The sequence below is a fragment of the Enterococcus rivorum genome, assembly GCF_001742285.1.
Taxonomy (GTDB): Bacteria; Bacillota; Bacilli; order Lactobacillales; family Enterococcaceae; genus Enterococcus_L; species Enterococcus_L rivorum.
Window position 1 is genome coordinate 69,252 of record NZ_MIEK01000067.1, and the last position, 15,763, is coordinate 85,014.

A 15,763-nucleotide genomic window follows, 5' to 3' on the forward strand; every position below is an offset into this window, starting at 1 on the left:
CAGGAGAATAATAATTGTTCTGAAACGCCTCATCATAGGAGGGAAAAGATGTCAATTATCGAAATTTATGGATGGAAAGGAATCAGCTCCGAAAAAAAAGAGGCTTGGATCAAAACCTGCACATCTGTTATCGCTAATCAATTTAATGAACCACTAGATGAAATTACTGTATTTATCAATGAAATTCCAAGTGGAAACTGGGGACAGGCTGGAGCAATTGGTACCGATTCAGACTGGCTTGAAAAATCTCGTGTTCAAGAGAGGATGAAAGAGGATGCCAGTAATTAGAGTAGATTTAATGACAAAAAGTACTGAAGAACAAAAAGAGGAATTAATATATAACCTAACAAAAGAGACATATGATTTGCTTAGCATTCCAGCCGAGAAAATCTCTGTAGTAATTAATGAAATTCATGCTAGTAGTTGGGGGAGAGCTGGATATAAGAGTGACAATGAAGCGTTTGAATCATTAAGTAGAAAAATCGACATAAATAGGAGGAAGCTTTTTGAATAGAAAAGTAGTTATTACGAATGCTTTCCGAACGCCAATCGGGGCAATGGGAGGAGCGCTGAGCAATTTTTCAGTCAGTGATTTAGGTGCCTTTGTAATCAAAAAAATCATTGAAGAAACCAAATTATCAACAAATTTAATTGATGAGGTCAATATGGGAGCCGTCTTTCAAGCTGGACAAGGGCAAAACGTTGCAAGACAAGCTTCAATGAAAGCGGGGATTCCATTTACAGTTCCTGCAACTACAATAAATATCTTGTGTGGATCAGGTTTACACGCTGTTAATTTATCAGCAAAAATGATTCAATCTGGTAATGCAGATGTGATCATTGCAGGGGGAATGGAAAATATGTCGGCTGCTCCTTATTTGCTAGATAATGCGAGATTTGGTTATAGACTTGGCAATAATAAGCTTATTGACTCTATGATTAACGATGGTTTAGAGGATGCGTTTAGTAGTCAACACATGGGAATTACTGCGGAGAACATAGCGGAAAGCTGGCATTTAAACAGAGAAGCTTTGGATCTTTTTTCTGAACAGAGTCAAAGGAAAGCTACAATTGCTATAGAATCAGACAGGTTTAAAGATGAAATTGTCCCAGTAGAGGTTCAAAGAAAAAAAGAAACGTTTATCTTTGAACATGACGAAAGTGTTCGTTCAAACACTTCTTATGAATCATTAACAAAATTACGACCGGCTGGCTTTTAAAAAAGATGGAATTGTAACTGCTGGGAATTCGTCAGGAATTGGAGATGGTGCGGCTGCGGTGTTGCTAATGTCAGAGGAGAAAGCATTAGAGTTAGATTTAGAGATTCTTGGTTATTGGGAATCAGGAGAATTAGCTGGGGTTGATCCAGATATCATGGGGATTGGTCCAGTAGATGCAACGAGAAAAGCTCTGAGTAAAACTAATTATTTAATTAAGGATATTGACTTAATTGAACTAAATGAAGCATTTGCAGCACAGTCCATAGCAGTTATTGAAGAACTGGAATTAGATACAAGTATCGTAAATGTTAATGGAGGAGCTATTGCATTAGGTCATCCGCTAGGTGCTTCTGGTTGTCGAATATTAGTTAGTTTGATTCATGAAATGAAAAAAAGAAAGTCAAAACTTGGTTTAGCCAGTCTATGCATCGGTGGTGGAATGGGCTGTTCAACAATTATTAGGAATGAGTAACAACTATTTGTTGTACTAAATCATTGGCCTTTATAGCTAAAACTTTCTATGTCAACTTCATTTCTATTTTCTTGTGAATCTAGATATGGTAAACATGGGTGTTTCAGTGTCTAAAATGTACTATTCTTCTTTAAAAAAGCAATTGATAAATCACTTAGCAAAAATACTTTAGTTAGAAAATATTCATTTAAGAAAATGACAGCGATGTTTATTATCTATAATTCTTACTGGAAATAAAAGCCCTTGATCGTGTACCGACCTCCAAGAGTTAGACCAAAAATCTAACTTTTGGAGGTCGGTATTTTTATTTGATCTTTCAATTCTTTCTCATCCCAGTCGAAAATCACTTGTACTGACTCGTTTTTTGAAACTAGCCATTAGTAACTAAGACAATCTTGTTAGTCTGAGCTTTAAAGATTAAAATTGGCTCTTCTAAAGTATTTATTACTGTTTTAAACGTATTCACCTCTTCAATTCGTTTGGCCATTCTTTTGTCATATATTAAAACTCTAATTTTCCCCCCCCTCCAATATACCTACGGTTGTTCATAATATTCGCCCTCCTCGGCGTTTAAGTAAAACACAAACTTTTCAATACCGACTTCGTTAATTAGACGTTGACCGCAACCCCATATGTAATATTGAAATTCTTCATAAGACAATAATCCTCGTTCATATTCTTCGATAATATTTACATCCATGAATAGACCATCTTGACTATAGGTTTTTCCATATCAAAGTCCGACAATTTATATTCCTTTTGAGTTGAGAGGTAACACTGACTTATTTCTCTGTATTCGAAGACTAGAAAGTGGTTAACATTTTCAACAGGAAAAGCAGCTATGTATTTTCGTTTATTTTTTGAAGGGAAGAGCCAAAAATTATAAACTGTCCCTTCTATGTCTATTCTGTTGCTGATTAATCTTCTAAATGGTATCAGTTTTAGAGAATAAAAAAATTGTGCTGGTCGAGTAGGAGAGTTTAGTTCTACTCGTTTTATAAATCTCATGTACAATCACCTCAAATACATTATACGAATGTATGTTCGTTTTGTAAATGTAAATGTTCTTGAATTTCAATAGAAAAGTAGAATTTTCATTTCAGGGGGCATATGGGGGGGCAAAAAATAGATATTTATTGACATATCACTGAATAGGAATATTTGTCTAGCAGGTTGAGGGGTTACTTTATTTAAAGGGATTAAGAATATACAAAATAGACCGCTGTAACTTTGGCTAGTTAGCGGTCTATTTTGTATCAATAAAACTTTGCTACCGTTTTAAGCAGCTACAGGAGTTAATAACCATATCGAATATTTGATAATGAACTCAAATGTTTTAGTTTATTAGATTGTTCTTCACTAAGATGATTTCCATCACTTCGCAAAGCTTTCGATATATCTAGATTCATCCTACTTAGAATAAAGGGTACTGATGCTCCTTTTTGCTGTAGTTCTATTCTGTAATTCTGCAAAATTGTTCCCAACTGACTGTTTGAATTTATTTCGTTGCAGTTAAGTAAATCATCAATAATATGCACTGCTTGATCACTTCTTTCTGTTCCGCCAGAAAACCAATTTACTTTAGACATATTTTTACCACCTCATAATTTATTTTATACGGTTAATTATCTATTTTCAAGTTTAAACATTGAATTTCAAAAGACTTAAAAAACGCAGAGTAATAAACCACACAGTAGATTATAAGTAGAAGGATATCTATAGGAAAATTTTATGGCTTCCACCCAGCGGCTCCGCCAGTATACCAATTTGCTGCTGCGTTATTTCCGATATTACTAATAGCTTTACCCCAATCAACAGAGCATCCTTTTTTATTGCATGACACTCCATTACCGTAGTATGTTCCACCAACAATATCTTTCATTTTTTGTAAATCTAATTTTTGCATTTTTTCCATAGTTGCACGCTCCATTATCTTTTTTTGTTACAAGAAAAGAATAGCAGTATCCACCCGAATAATATTTAAAAAGTCATGAAATATCAGAATTTCATCGTGGAATCTATGTTTGCCTGACATATAAGTTACAAATGACTTATTCACTAAAAAAGGATCAAAGTTTTCATATAGTTCATTTCAGGACACAAATAATCGATTTCAAGATAATCTCTAAGTTTTATCTATAGAAGAGGATATATTTACTATAGACTAATTTTGGGGAAGGTATGCATGTAATGAAAAAAATAAAATTGGTGAAGCAACATGATGAGAAAGACTGTGGGGTTGCGTGTTTATCTATGATCTTAAATACCTATGATACGAGGCTCCCCATCAGTAAACTAAGATTGATGTCCGGAACGAATAATAAAGGCACTTCAGCTTTTGGGTTAGTACAAGCTCTAGAGACACTTAAGTTTGAAACAGAAGTCTTTCAAACGGATGATTCAATTTGGAAAGAAGAAAATTTGCCATTTCCGTTCATTGCTCATGTAATTATTGATGGAGCGTTCCTTCATTACGTTGTCGTTTATGGGATGAAGAAAGGAAGGCTATTACTGGCAGATCCTGCCAGAGGTAAGTTGGAAAGAACTCCAAAAGAATTTGCTGCTGAATGGACAGGAATCATATTGACTACCGTTCCCAAAGATGACTATCAGCCAGTTCATGATAAATCAAACGGACTATTCTCTTTTGTTCCTTTATTAGCAAACCACAAAAAGACAATTGCGGGTATTGTTCTTCTTTCGTTTGTATTAACTGGATTTGGTATTATTGGTTCTTATTACTTTCAGATTATCATCGACCGAGTTGTTCCTTCAAAATCTGTCAATTTGTTGGAAATTATCTCGATGGGTCTTCTATCCATGTATGTGATACAAAGTTTTTTCCAGTATTTAAAACAATATCTTCTAATCAAGTTAGGTCAGCGTCTGAGTACTTCTATCATGTTAAAGTATTTCAATCACGTGTTACATTTACCGATGAGCTTTTTTTCAACAAGGAAATCGGGAGAAATTATTTCAAGATTTTTGGATGCCAATAAAATCATTGATGCCTTAGCCAATGCAACTCTTTGTTTATTTTTAGACGCATCGATGGTCCTACTAATTGGGACTGCTTTGTTCCTACAAAATCGTCTGTTATTTTTGATAAGTTTAGTGACAGTTCCAATCTATGCTTTGATCGTTTTTCTATTTATAAAGCCGTTTGATAGAACCAATGAGGAACAAATGGAATCTGGGGCAGTGGTCAACTCACAAATAATTGAAAGCCTCAAAGGAATAGAAACAATTAAATCATTTAATGCGACTGACCAAGTATTTGACAAAGTACAAAACCAGTTCCAAGAGCTGATGGAGAAATCTTTTAAAAATGCGAATCTAGATAACCTTCAATCGAATTTTAAAACAGCTTTACAAGTAATAGGATCAACCACATTATTATGGGTGGGGACTTCTTTAGTTATAAAAGGTAAGCTATCTATCGGACAATTGATCACGTACAATGCTTTGATGTCTTTCTTCACGACGCCTTTGCAAAACATCATAAACCTTCAGGTAAAGATTCAAACTGCCAAAGTAGCTAACGATCGGTTGAATGAAGTTTTCTATTTAGAGCAGGAAAATCTAGGAGAATGTGTGAGTCCATTAATAAAAACAGAACCAGGATTAAAGAAGGAACCGTTAATTAAAGTAAAAGACCTTTCTTTTGCTTATGGATTTGATGAAAATGTTCTAAATAATATTTTCTTTTCAATCAATTCAAATGAAAAAATAGCGATTGTTGGAATGAGTGGGTCTGGAAAATCGACAATGGCAAAACTACTTGTAAATTTTTATAGTCCACAAGAGGGAGAGATACAAATTCAAGGTATGCCGATTCAGACAATCCCACGAGTGCATTTGAGAAATACAATTAGTTATGTGTCCCAAGATACTTTCTTTTTTAGTGGCAGCATTTATGAAAATCTGATATTTGGGTGCGACTGGAGGGGTTGGAGGTATTATTCTAGGCGGTTTCGGCGGTGCAATTGCCGGTGGATGTTTTGGTTAAAATGGTTATTCAAGTACTATTGTTTATGTTTGTTGTTGCTTTCATGACCAAAGATAATTTTATAGTTCCAAAATTCTTTTTAGGTACGGGAGTGTTTACGCTTGGAATAATCTTAGAAAGAATAATAAGTTCTAAATTTGATGGAAAAAAGGGCTAAATAAGCTCTTCTTTTTCTTATGTGGTGAAATTTATGGAAATATTGCTAAGTAATTATAAATCCATTTCAAGATAAATTTTTTATACTAAGTTAAAAAAGCTAGACTATGTTTATTAAATGAAAGGAGAGTGGTTCACATGACAAAGAGAAAAGCATTATCAAAAGAAGAACTAAAAAAAATTAAAGGTGGTACCCCAGAAGGGATTGATATTGTTTCTGGTGGTTCACACGCTGCTCGCGATATCTTAAACGCAATTAAAAATTATTTTAAATAATGGTGGGGAACAAGAGTAAAGAAAAAACTAATTGCTTTATTTTGACTATTGTTTTCCCACTCGTTAGTACTTTTATTTGCGCCTCAGATAACTTTTTTGGATGAAACAGTTGCTACTACAGAGACCACTGAAATTGATCATCAAACACCAGTTGTTGGATTTGTACAATCTAATACTACCTTAGCTGATCAGTTTGGTTTGTGGTAGTACTATAAAAAAGGAGTATAGATAAGGTTCTTAGTAGATAAAACTTTCGCGCCGATTCAAGGTTGATTCCGGCAAACATTTTACGTACAAGAATATCCATGAAAAAGAAAAAGTATGAAGATAAAAGAAAAGTTAAGATTGGAAATCTGATATATACTGTAGAAATTAACCTTAAGCCGACAGAAAAAAATAAACAGAATCTATGAAGAACACTCTAGGCCAAGAATACAAAAAATATTCTGAGTTAGAAGTGCCTGATACTTGGTAGAATAATAAGCCCTTAATGTTCTTAAAGTATAGATAAATAAGACTTACAAGATTTGTAAGTCTTATTTTTGTATGCAAAAGCTTATCTTTCACTAAAATCATTCCATAACCTTCGATGACATATTGAAACAATAGATTCATTATAGATATTAAAAAGAACTCGCTTTAATTAAAGTTTTTTTATGCCGCAGAGTTCTCAATTTTTTCTATCGCTCTATAAAATGCAAGTGCTTGATTATTCAGGAACCTTTTATAGTAAATTAATTTTTCTATTTTTATGAAATAAAACTGATTAACTAAATTAAGTGAGAATGCGATTAGCGTTGCTTGCTAACGCGGGTAATTGAAGTAAAGGAGTATAAGGGAAATAAGTAAAATAGGAATACCAACCAATGCAAAAGGGATTGTAATACCGCCCCAAGCTGTTTTATTTGCCAGAGCTCTAATTCTAAAACTTATTCCTGAAATGGCAAGTAAAGCCAGTCCTATAAAAAAGAAAATCAATGAAAAAATTAACATTAAAAGCACCTCCGTTACTAAATAGTATACGATGATGAGAAGATTTGATACGAACGATTGTGTAAGGAAGATGACAACAAGGAAATGTATAAACCTTATATTGAAAATAATTGCTTGAAAAATGAAATCTATTTAATTCTTCAGTTTAGTGATAGGTTTTGATAACTCACAGCGTATAATAGATTAAAGGGGTGAAAACGTGCTTATGGATGAGAATTTAATTGAACTAATTAAAAGAGAAGATTTTCAGGGGCTAGAACTACTAATTGAAGAATATGGCTCTAGTATTATGAAAACGATTTCTAGTGTGCTCTCTTATCCTTATGAAAAAAGTTCGATTGATGATGTGATGAATGAAACACTTTATCAGATTTTTACCAAGATTCACTCTTATAATCCAGAGAAAAGTAGCCTTCAAACATGGCTACTTGTCGTTGCCAGAAATCGATCGATTGATGAAAAAAGAAAATTATTTAGACAAAGGAATACCACTGTTAATGATGACGAAGAGGGGGGTGGAGAAGAAGCAAGAGTCTTAGAAAAAGAGTCATTCTTAGAGTTGATAGACCGTTTATCAGAAGAAGATCAAAAAATTTTTTTGTATTGCTATTTTTACCAATTTAGTGCTAAAGAGATTGCCGAAATCCTTAATTTATCTGAAGAAAAAATCTACAACCGATTATCTAGAGGCAGAAAAAAGTTGAAAGAAATGAGTAGAGGAGGAACAAAAAATGAGTGGATTTAAACAGGTAGTTTCAGATGTTACGACCAATTTAAATTCAGATTTGAGTTCTGAAGGGAAGGAAAAGACATTTCAGAGTTCCAAAAAACATATTATACTAAGAAAAGTTATTGAGGGAATCGAAGCATCTTTAGACGAAGATGAATTTATTTGTGATTATTTACCTTTTTCCAATGGGGAAAATACTGGTGTATTTACAACTGGATGGGCTGGCATGGAAGCTGCAACTAAATCACTATCAAAGGAGTATGTCAAAGAGTTTAATGACAATAGAGGGAATAGAATGTTTCTTTTCACAAATAAGCGAATTATTTTTGTTTTTCCTTTACACTATCTTGAGACAAGTGAGTTTATTAGTTATCCATATGATAAGATAAAAGCCATCACTCTTAAAAAAAATAAGAAAGGAAAAATTCGTAAAGATGTCGAATGGTATTATTTAGATTTTCAAGTGAATCAACATATATTTACTGAAACATTAACTGTCAGAGATAAGGACAAGCTGCTACAAATTGTCAATAAGGTTCCAAGATTAAAGGAAATACCCATTGTAAAACATGTAGTAAGAACAAACAAGTTTGATCAGTTTTTTAGCAATATCAATTTTTCAGTTAAGATTGTCTATATTTTGAATTTCATTTGTTATGGTACACTTATTATCATTCTTTTAGGAACATTTTTTGGATTTGGTCCATTTGGATTTATTAAAGAACTATGGATGGAGATGAGGAATCAATAAAGTTAAATAGATTAAGGAGAAAAAAGATGAAACAGAAGTCAAATGAATTATTACATCAGAAAAAGTACGAAGGCTTGATTCCTAAAAACAATTCAACGACTGTCTATCATGCTATTTTGACTGAATTTGTGCAACTAGTATCGCAAAATAATCCTGATATAGAGTCAATTCTTTTAGTAGGTAGTTATGCGAGAGGGGAAGCTTCAAGTACTTCCGATGTTGATTTATACTGTATATTTAAAGAAATTGATGAAAAGAAACTAGCTATAATTGGTGATATAGTAAAAAACGTCACTCAAAATGATAGTAGGTTGGAATTTAATCCACAGTGTTTTTCCATTAATGAATTTCAAAGTTTACCATTCTCAAGATTTATAAATCCCTCTATTGTCTATTTTGAGAGTGTCCATCTGTTTGGTTCCTTTCCCTTAAAGATTCCGACAAAGCAGGACATTGAGCAAAGTTGGAAAGGGATTTGTGCTGAAACTTTACTGAGTATTCGTCATTATATGAGTAGTAACGAGTCTTCTGAAACAATCAATTCTAAAAAAATAACTACATTCGTATTAAAACCACTAATTGCTACTTTGAAACTAAAACAATATCTGATTCAAGGGTATTATCCAAATACGTTAGTAAGTTTAGAACCGTTGCTTGATGAAGACTATACAATTTTGCTGAAATGGTCATTGAGTCCTGAACTTTTACAGAATGAAATCAAGAGAGACTACGTAAGTGTGTTAACAAAGTTGCATCAATTGGCAGCATCTATTTTTAATCATGAATAACTGAAAATTATCTTATTGTTTTAAATTAGTGTTAACAAAAAGCTCTGTGAGTCCTTTCAAATTTTGAAATACTCGCAGAGCTTTTTAGCAAGGGAATTCATGGAATAAAGGCTATTATAGTAATTCTTTTCTCAATTGTTCATCGGTTCTTGGGGATAAATATTTTGGAGCTATATCGAGAACAGTATAAGCACCAAATTGTTTTTCTGTTGCTAAGCGGGCGCAGGCTCGGGCATAAGCAACTAAAACACTGGCTGTAAATTCAGGATTGCTATCTAAGGATAAATTGTATTCAATCACTTGATGATGGTTTTGATTCGTTTTCCCTGTATGAAGGACAGTTCCACCATGAGGCATTGCTTTATGATTTTTGTCTAGTTCCTCTTGTGAGATAAATTCAACCGTAGTATCGTAATCAGCAAAATAGTTAGGCATAGTAACAATCTCTTCACGAATTTTTTCAGCATTTGCTCCAGCCTCTAAAACGACAAAGCATTCTCTAAAGTGCTTGTCTCGTGTAGATAAGGCAAGTTTTTCTCCAAGTCTAAGTTTTTCGATAACTTCTTTGTTAGGAAGAGTATATTGAGTTGCGTCTACAACACCGTCAATTCTTCTTAATGCATCAGAATGACCTTGACTAACGCCGTCGCCCCAGAATGTATGAGTTTCACCAGAAGGAAGGATACTTTGAGCATATAGGCGATTTAAACTGAATAAGCCAGGATCCCAGCCCGTTGAAATAATCGATACCGTGTTGTTTTCAATCGCAGTTTGGTTGACTGTAGCAAAATGTTCGGGAATTTTCGCATGGGTATCAAAACTATCAACCGTGTTAAAGAAACGTGTGATTTCGGGCGTTTGGACAGGTAAATCGGTTGCTGATCCTCCACATAAAATACAAACATCAATTTGATCTTTCATTGCTAATAGTTCATCCATTGAATACACTTTAGCACCATAAGTCTTAACATCCTTAGGGGCTCTTCGGGTATAAACACCAACTAGTTGGAAATCGGAACTTTCTTTTAAAGCAAGTTCCACACCTCCACCTAAATTTCCGTAGCCAACAATCGCAGCTTTTATCATAAAACAACACTCCCTTTTTCTTTTTAAGGTAAATTATACCAAAAAAATGACAAAGGAACAGCAAAAATAACAGAATTTTCAAAATAGTTAGTGAGTAGAATAAATTAAAGATAGTAAAAAAATTTGATTTCTAAAAAATCAAGTCAGTGTAACATAATAGTTTTATGTTAACTAATTGAATTTCATTGAATAATACTCATTTCTTTTTTGTAAGACATATCCCAAAATAAATATTCAAATTCTACACTAGAAATAAAAATTTCTTCGATCTTTCTTTTTTCCTCTAGATTTTTCGTTGCAACTAAGCGGTCGATTTCATCATAAAACCATTCGAAAGAAGCGAAGAAATCATCGCTAGAATAGTTTTCAATCCACGAACGATAGATATTGTCTTTAAACTCTTCAGGATAATCCTTTTTCAAGCGACAAGCATAATCATAATAAGTCCAAGCACAAGGGAAAATGGTAGCTAATATTTCAGCTAATCCCTGTGTATGCCCAATTGCAAGCATATTTGCTGTATAAGTACGATTAAATAATGAGGGCTTAGCTTTATGAATTTTTTCTTCTGGAATACCAAAATCTACTATGTATTGTCTGTGTAGAGACATTTCATCCGATAATATTCCATGTTGAATTTCAGTGAAACGAGCTAAAAGTTCCTCGCAGTCTGACTTGACAGCACCTAAGGCGCAGACTTTGGCATATTCTATAAGGTAATGATAGTCTTGAATCAAATAAAATTGAAAGCTTTCCATTTCTAAGGTTCCTTGACCCAGTTTCTGAACAAAAGGATGTTGGTAACCAGCTTCCCAAATTTCAGCAGCTTTTGCTTTTAAATCCCTTGAAAATGTCATGTATTCTCCTCCTAAGATCTTAGTAGACAATCTAAAAAAATAAAAAAGACATTCTTCTCTATGGAAGAATGCCTAGATTGTCAGGATAGTAAATTTCGACAAGTAGTCATTTGCTCCCTACGATGGTCTTAACCAACAGGTTCAAAGGGTCAGGCTTTTTAGCCTTCTCAACGCAAACGTGCGTCCCCCCGCAAAAAATCAAATATGAATAAAGCATAGTCTATCTCAAAAAAAAATACAAGCAATTTTTTTAAGCGTGCTAGACAAATAAAATGTTGTCATTCAATTTATACAATAAATATGCTAGGTTTTAATTATGAATGAGATGAAAATAGTGGATTCCCGCTATCATTTTCGACTTATTGTAGGAACTAATTTCAACTAGTGATTATTTACTGTAAATTTTCTGATACATTTTTGGAGTGACACCAATTAAACTTTTAAACAAGCGAGTGAGATGACTTTGGTCAGAAAAGCCTGTTGAATGAGCGATATCAGCAATAGCAATTCCTTGCTCTAGCAGCTTCTTTGCCTGATTAACACGAATAGTTGTTAAATATTGAAAGGGCGTTAATCCATAAGACTTAGTAAAAGTCCGAATAAAGGTATATTTATTCATGGAAACAAGATGGCTCAACGTTGTCAGAGCAATTTTTTCGCTATAATGTTGATTTAAATATGTACATATCTTGTCTAACTCAAAGCTTGCGACAGTGTTTAACTCTTGATAATCTGCATACTCTGTTAATAATTCACTTAGTAAAAGTAAAAAAAGTTCTTCTTTTTCTAAAGAATCCTGAGAGTTATCTAGAATAAGCCTATGAAGTATTTGGAGCGTTGGCACCTCTTTACTTTGTGAGACAACATTTGTATGGAATAGTGGTAAAACTGACGAGTTAAAATGGTCCTCCATAATTGTAGCCATTACTTCAATTTCTATATGAATATTTCGATAAACTAAGGGACAAGAATCAAGTTGTAAACACTCGTGATTGTCATAAGGGTTTAAAAGAATTAAATCGCCGGGTAAGAGTGTATATTCTTGGCCTTTGCAATGTAGTTTCCGTGCTCCTTGTTCAATGCATCCAATCACATAATATTCATGGAAATGATTGGGAAATTTTTGTTTAATTCCATTAAAAAGTAATCCTTCAACATTTAAATCAGAATCAAAAATTATTTCTCGCTGTTCTAGCATAGATAGTGCTCCTTTATTTTTCTTCCTTTAAATTTATCACAGAAAAATACGATTTATATAACAATATTGACTAAAACGATGCTTTTTTTGCAGATAATAAATTTATTTGTTTAAAAGTTTCTTAATCAAGAATATAATAAGAAAAAAGAATAGCTTTTATTCAGTCAAAAGAAAAGGGGAAAGAGAATGAAGTGGGAAACACCAGAAGAAAAAGAAGTAGCATATGATTTACTAATAAAACAACAAGCAGCAATTATTGAGCTTGAGCACGATAAAATCGCAAACTTAGCGAATGCCTCTGCGTTATTAGCCGATGCTTTGCCAAACACTGTTTTTGCAGGTTTTTATTTATATAATGGCAAAGAACTTGTTTTAGGACCATTCCAAGGAAAAGTTTCATGTACGCGAATCAAAATGGGCAAAGGCGTTTGCGGAGAAGTGGCTGAAGCGAGAAAGACGTTGATTGTGACAAACGTAAAAACACATGAAAATTATATTTCTTGTGATTCAGCGGCGATGTCAGAAATCGTCGTTCCCTTGATTAAAAATAACCAACTATTGGGTGTATTAGATTTAGATAGTTCTGAAATTCATGGCTATGATGCATGCGATCAAAAGTATTTAGAAAAGTTCGTTGATGTTTTATTACAGAGAACAAACTGGTAGTCGAATAATTTTTTTTAGTTTGAAAAATCACTATACTTGAGTGTTCCTTTTGCATAAAAAAATTATCGATGTGATAATAAAGGAAAGAAAGGGTGGTTTAAATGCTAGAAATTTATTTGAATTTTAAGAATGAAGCAACAGAGGCAATTACCTTTTACGAAACAGTTTTCAATACGAAGTGCGAAGCGATGATGACTTTTGGTGAGGCACCAGCTAACCCTGAGTATCCAACACCTGAGAGCTGGAACAATTTGGTTATGAACGCAAGTATGAATATTGAGGGAACATATGTAATGTTTTCTGATATGCCTGATGGAATGGGTGTCAATTTGGAAAAAGGAAACAATGTGTCTCTTGTAGTTAGCACAGATGATGAAGAAAAAATTGACCGTCTGTTTGCAAGGCTTTCTGAAGGTGGAAAAGTGATTATGCCTTTAGGAGAAACTTTTTGGTCAAAAAAATATGGATCTTTAGTAGATAAATATGGCATTAACTGGATGTTCAATCACTTTGCTGAGAATAAATAAAAAATGAGACAGAAGCGTGCAAGATTCAGTAAATTTTAAATCTTGCACGCTTCTGTCTCATTCGTATATACTTTCGTTTCAGATTCGTGAGTTTTATAGAAGAAGGTAATTAGTTATCGGTCAATAAATCTAGTAACAAGCGTTGTTATTCTTTGAGGTAGGATAGACGAAAGAAAAAGAATTACTACAAATGCAACCAGCCAAGATCGTAACCAAATGAAATACGAAAAATTGTTTGTTCCAGAATTTACAAGGGTTAGAGTAAAAGAAATTAAAGCAGTCGTTACCAATAGATTTAAACTTTTACTTAAAAGAGTTCTTTTCTTTGCGATATTCATCATTAAACCTTCCTTCCATGCTTAATATACAAATAATGTAAATTAAGTGCCTAAATTGTCAAGCATCTTTGTGTGGTGTATAATTTATGAAAAGTGTTTTTAGGAGGACGTATGGAAATCATTGATATGGATTTATTAAAAAAAATGGCAGTAACTATAGGTGAGGCAGCTAAAATAACTGGGGTGCCAATCAGAAAATTACGTTATTGGGAAGATAAAGGAATTATTCAAAGCGTTGATGGAGCTGGAAATGTAACTAGGAAGTATGATTACTATACGATTAAAAAAATTATCTTAATTAAAGAGCTTGTCGATGATGGCTATGTACTTGATAGGGCAGCTGAAAAAGTTGAATTGCGAATTGAAACTTTACATGAAGCATTTAAAAAGTTGGAAGAAAAATGACTTGTTAAAAATTGTTATAATATTTTCTATTCACTATAGCTCTAATATTGATACATCTAGCTTTAAAAAAGAAAACCTTAAGATTAAGTCTTTGAACACTAGACTTTAATCTTAAGGTTTTTTCGTCTTTAATACGGAACTAAATTCTTTTTATAGTGTGCCGTTTTACCAGAGTTTATAATTTGTTTATTTTTTAGAAAGGTTCAGTTTATAAACTTTTGATAGCATAGAATTAGGCAACAAAAAAAGACACAGAAAGAGGTTCTATTTATGAAAAATAAAATAAAATTGATTTGTTTCATTGCAAGTAGTTTACTAATTATCTTGGTTGGCTGTAACAGTTCTAATAAAAACTCGAAAACGACTGTTACTTCTAAGACTGAATTGACTATTACTAAAAAAACAAAAGGTCAAGCGCTAACAGAGACGCTTGCTAAAACTACTTGGCAAGGAACTAAGGTTTATGATGCACACAAAAATGATTTAACAAATGAAAATACTGGGTTTATTGGATTAGCAAAGTACGACAGTAAAACCGGGCATTATGAATTTTTTGATTTGAATACAGGAGAGTCAAGAGGGGATCAAGGAACTTTTTTTGTGACAAATGATGGAGCAAAACGAGTACTAATATCAGCTACAAAAGGGTATCAAGCAGTTGTAGAATTAACTGAATTAAAAGATGAGAAATTTACTTATAAACGAATGGGGAAAGATAAAGAGGGGAAAGAGATAGAGGTTTTTGTTGAACATATTCCTTATAAAGAAAAAGAACTATCGTTTACTGAAGAAACTCCGACATTAAATACTACTACCGGATTTATTGATATGGATAAACAAGGAGAGGCTATTTTAGGGGAAACCTTATGGCATGGAACTAAGGTTGTTGACAAGGATGGTAAAGATATTACTGAATTCAACAACAATTACATTAGTTTGGCAAAATTTGACGGGTCAACAAATAAATATGAATTTTTCCAATTGGAATCAGGAGTTACTCGTGGCGATTTTGGCTATTTTGCTGTAATCAATCAAAATAAGAGTAGGGCACATGCCTCTATTGGCGAGAATAAGTATGGAGCTGTTTTAGAATTAACAGAATTAAATGATAAAAAATTTACGTACAAGAGGTTAGGAAAAGATGCTTCTGGAAATGAAGTAGAGACATATGTTGAACATGAACCATATACTGGAGAATTTCAACCTACATTTAGTTTCTAAAAAAAGTTTTTTATAGTAGGTCGTTTAGTGAAAAGAATCGGGCATATACGTTGAAAAAAGTAGCTATTTC

The 15,763-nt window shown here is 33.1% G+C and carries 18 protein-coding genes, 1 pseudogene and 1 riboswitch; of the genes and pseudogenes, 12 read left to right on the forward strand and 7 right to left on the reverse strand.

Annotated features, from left to right (window positions below):
- Positions 1-48: 48 nt before the first annotated feature.
- The 3 genes and pseudogenes from BCR26_RS16275 (at position 49) to BCR26_RS16285 (ending at position 1,692) form a co-directional block, all read left to right on the forward strand.
- The gene (locus BCR26_RS16275) at positions 49-288 is read left to right on the forward strand and encodes a tautomerase family protein (protein WP_069700007.1); all 240 of its coding nucleotides are present in this window, start codon (positions 49-51) and stop codon (positions 286-288) included.
- Complete coding sequence (locus tag BCR26_RS16280) at positions 275-514, forward strand: tautomerase family protein (RefSeq protein WP_069700008.1); 240 nt, start codon at positions 275-277, stop codon at positions 512-514. Before BCR26_RS16275 ends, BCR26_RS16280 begins: the two co-directional genes overlap by 14 nt.
- Positions 515-557: 43 nt before the next feature.
- Positions 558-1,692 (forward strand): annotated as a pseudogene (locus BCR26_RS16285) (acetyl-CoA C-acetyltransferase).
- Between the two features lie 1,295 nt (positions 1,693-2,987).
- Here the strand turns inward: BCR26_RS16285 and BCR26_RS16295 are convergent.
- Positions 2,988-3,281 (reverse strand): bacteriocin immunity protein, encoded by a 294-nt coding sequence (locus tag BCR26_RS16295; protein WP_069700010.1) that lies wholly within the window; start codon positions 3,279-3,281, stop codon positions 2,988-2,990.
- Positions 3,282-3,421: 140 nt separating this feature from the next.
- Positions 3,422-3,607: a leucocin A/sakacin P family class II bacteriocin gene (locus BCR26_RS16300; protein ID WP_084387177.1), complete on the reverse strand. Its 186-nt coding sequence runs from the start codon at positions 3,605-3,607 to the stop codon at positions 3,422-3,424.
- A gap of 275 nt (positions 3,608-3,882) precedes the next feature.
- Between BCR26_RS16300 and BCR26_RS16305 the strand changes: the two genes are divergently transcribed.
- The gene (locus BCR26_RS16305; protein ID WP_084387178.1) at positions 3,883-5,748 is read left to right on the forward strand and encodes a peptide cleavage/export ABC transporter; all 1,866 of its coding nucleotides are present in this window, start codon (positions 3,883-3,885) and stop codon (positions 5,746-5,748) included.
- Between the two features lie 247 nt (positions 5,749-5,995).
- On the forward strand, positions 5,996-6,133 hold the full coding sequence (locus tag BCR26_RS18625) for a hypothetical protein (RefSeq protein WP_169818907.1): 138 nt from the start codon (positions 5,996-5,998) through the stop codon (positions 6,131-6,133).
- Between the two features lie 804 nt (positions 6,134-6,937).
- Here BCR26_RS18625 and BCR26_RS16310 read toward each other — a convergent pair.
- The gene (locus tag BCR26_RS16310; RefSeq protein WP_069700012.1) at positions 6,938-7,126 is read right to left on the reverse strand and encodes a hypothetical protein; all 189 of its coding nucleotides are present in this window, start codon (positions 7,124-7,126) and stop codon (positions 6,938-6,940) included.
- Positions 7,127-7,331: 205 nt separating this feature from the next.
- Between BCR26_RS16310 and BCR26_RS16315 the strand changes: the two genes are divergently transcribed.
- From BCR26_RS16315 to BCR26_RS16325, 3 genes are read left to right on the forward strand one after another with little or no spacing between them, the layout of a single operon-like run.
- Complete coding sequence (locus BCR26_RS16315; protein WP_069700072.1) at positions 7,332-7,871, forward strand: sigma-70 family RNA polymerase sigma factor; 540 nt, start codon at positions 7,332-7,334, stop codon at positions 7,869-7,871.
- On the forward strand, positions 7,858-8,607 hold the full coding sequence (locus BCR26_RS18175; RefSeq protein ID WP_084387179.1) for a PH domain-containing protein: 750 nt from the start codon (positions 7,858-7,860) through the stop codon (positions 8,605-8,607). The genes BCR26_RS16315 and BCR26_RS18175 overlap by 14 nt, the downstream gene beginning before the upstream one ends.
- Positions 8,608-8,633: 26 nt before the next feature.
- Complete coding sequence (locus BCR26_RS16325; protein ID WP_069700013.1) at positions 8,634-9,395, forward strand: nucleotidyltransferase domain-containing protein; 762 nt, start codon at positions 8,634-8,636, stop codon at positions 9,393-9,395.
- A 114-nt stretch (positions 9,396-9,509) separates the two neighbouring features.
- On the opposite strand, the gene BCR26_RS16330 is transcribed toward BCR26_RS16325, so the two are convergent.
- The 3 genes from BCR26_RS16330 to BCR26_RS16340 form a co-directional block, all read right to left on the reverse strand.
- The gene (locus tag BCR26_RS16330) at positions 9,510-10,481 is read right to left on the reverse strand and encodes a diaminopimelate dehydrogenase (protein ID WP_069700014.1); all 972 of its coding nucleotides are present in this window, start codon (positions 10,479-10,481) and stop codon (positions 9,510-9,512) included.
- A gap of 182 nt (positions 10,482-10,663) precedes the next feature.
- Positions 10,664-11,338, reverse strand: a complete 675-nt coding sequence (gene tenA / locus BCR26_RS16335; RefSeq protein WP_069700015.1) for a thiaminase II — start codon at positions 11,336-11,338, stop codon at positions 10,664-10,666.
- Positions 11,339-11,435: 97 nt separating this feature from the next.
- Positions 11,436-11,538: riboswitch (TPP riboswitch) on the reverse strand.
- A 188-nt stretch (positions 11,539-11,726) separates the two neighbouring features.
- Positions 11,727-12,536, reverse strand: coding sequence for an AraC family transcriptional regulator (locus tag BCR26_RS16340; protein WP_069700016.1), 810 nt, complete (start codon positions 12,534-12,536; stop codon positions 11,727-11,729).
- A gap of 186 nt (positions 12,537-12,722) precedes the next feature.
- On the opposite strand from BCR26_RS16340, the gene BCR26_RS16345 reads away from it, so the two are divergent.
- Together BCR26_RS16345 and BCR26_RS16350 are read left to right on the forward strand one after the other, a co-directional pair.
- On the forward strand, positions 12,723-13,202 hold the full coding sequence (locus tag BCR26_RS16345) for a GAF domain-containing protein (RefSeq protein WP_069700017.1): 480 nt from the start codon (positions 12,723-12,725) through the stop codon (positions 13,200-13,202).
- A gap of 101 nt (positions 13,203-13,303) precedes the next feature.
- Positions 13,304-13,729, forward strand: coding sequence for a VOC family protein (locus BCR26_RS16350; RefSeq protein WP_069700018.1), 426 nt, complete (start codon positions 13,304-13,306; stop codon positions 13,727-13,729).
- 113 nt (positions 13,730-13,842) lie between these two features.
- Here BCR26_RS16350 and BCR26_RS19275 read toward each other — a convergent pair whose 3' ends face one another.
- Entirely contained in the window at positions 13,843-14,070 is a 228-nt protein-coding gene (locus tag BCR26_RS19275; protein WP_084387181.1) for a DUF2798 domain-containing protein, read from the reverse strand.
- A gap of 108 nt (positions 14,071-14,178) precedes the next feature.
- On the opposite strand from BCR26_RS19275, the gene BCR26_RS16360 reads away from it, so the two are divergent.
- Both BCR26_RS16360 and BCR26_RS16365 read left to right on the forward strand, forming a co-directional pair.
- Complete coding sequence (locus tag BCR26_RS16360; RefSeq protein ID WP_069700020.1) at positions 14,179-14,472, forward strand: MerR family transcriptional regulator; 294 nt, start codon at positions 14,179-14,181, stop codon at positions 14,470-14,472.
- A gap of 270 nt (positions 14,473-14,742) precedes the next feature.
- Positions 14,743-15,693, forward strand: coding sequence for a DUF4822 domain-containing protein (locus BCR26_RS16365; RefSeq protein ID WP_069700021.1), 951 nt, complete (start codon positions 14,743-14,745; stop codon positions 15,691-15,693).
- Positions 15,694-15,763: the final 70 nt, after the last annotated feature.

Coding starts and splice junctions, on each gene's coding strand:
- BCR26_RS16350 (WP_069700018.1), top strand. CDS start 13,304: ATGCTAGAAATTTATTTGAATTTTAAGAATGAAGCAACAGAGGCAATT.
- BCR26_RS16305 (WP_084387178.1), top strand. CDS start 3,883: ATGAAAAAAATAAAATTGGTGAAGCAACATGATGAGAAAGACTGTGGG.
- BCR26_RS16315 (WP_069700072.1), top strand. CDS start 7,332: ATGGATGAGAATTTAATTGAACTAATTAAAAGAGAAGATTTTCAGGGG.
- BCR26_RS18625 (WP_169818907.1), top strand. CDS start 5,996: ATGACAAAGAGAAAAGCATTATCAAAAGAAGAACTAAAAAAAATTAAA.
- BCR26_RS16275 (WP_069700007.1), top strand. CDS start 49: ATGTCAATTATCGAAATTTATGGATGGAAAGGAATCAGCTCCGAAAAA.
- BCR26_RS16330 (WP_069700014.1), bottom strand. CDS start 10,481: ATGATAAAAGCTGCGATTGTTGGCTACGGAAATTTAGGTGGAGGTGTG.
- BCR26_RS16310 (WP_069700012.1), bottom strand. CDS start 7,126: ATGTTAATTTTTTCATTGATTTTCTTTTTTATAGGACTGGCTTTACTT.
- BCR26_RS16345 (WP_069700017.1), top strand. CDS start 12,723: ATGAAGTGGGAAACACCAGAAGAAAAAGAAGTAGCATATGATTTACTA.
- tenA (WP_069700015.1), bottom strand. CDS start 11,338: ATGACATTTTCAAGGGATTTAAAAGCAAAAGCTGCTGAAATTTGGGAA.
- BCR26_RS16300 (WP_084387177.1), bottom strand. CDS start 3,607: ATGGAAAAAATGCAAAAATTAGATTTACAAAAAATGAAAGATATTGTT.
- BCR26_RS16365 (WP_069700021.1), top strand. CDS start 14,743: ATGAAAAATAAAATAAAATTGATTTGTTTCATTGCAAGTAGTTTACTA.
- BCR26_RS16280 (WP_069700008.1), top strand. CDS start 275: ATGCCAGTAATTAGAGTAGATTTAATGACAAAAAGTACTGAAGAACAA.
- BCR26_RS16325 (WP_069700013.1), top strand. CDS start 8,634: ATGAAACAGAAGTCAAATGAATTATTACATCAGAAAAAGTACGAAGGC.
- BCR26_RS18175 (WP_084387179.1), top strand. CDS start 7,858: ATGAGTGGATTTAAACAGGTAGTTTCAGATGTTACGACCAATTTAAAT.
- BCR26_RS16340 (WP_069700016.1), bottom strand. CDS start 12,536: ATGCTAGAACAGCGAGAAATAATTTTTGATTCTGATTTAAATGTTGAA.
- BCR26_RS19275 (WP_084387181.1), bottom strand. CDS start 14,070: ATGATGAATATCGCAAAGAAAAGAACTCTTTTAAGTAAAAGTTTAAAT.
- BCR26_RS16360 (WP_069700020.1), top strand. CDS start 14,179: ATGGAAATCATTGATATGGATTTATTAAAAAAAATGGCAGTAACTATA.
- BCR26_RS16295 (WP_069700010.1), bottom strand. CDS start 3,281: ATGTCTAAAGTAAATTGGTTTTCTGGCGGAACAGAAAGAAGTGATCAA.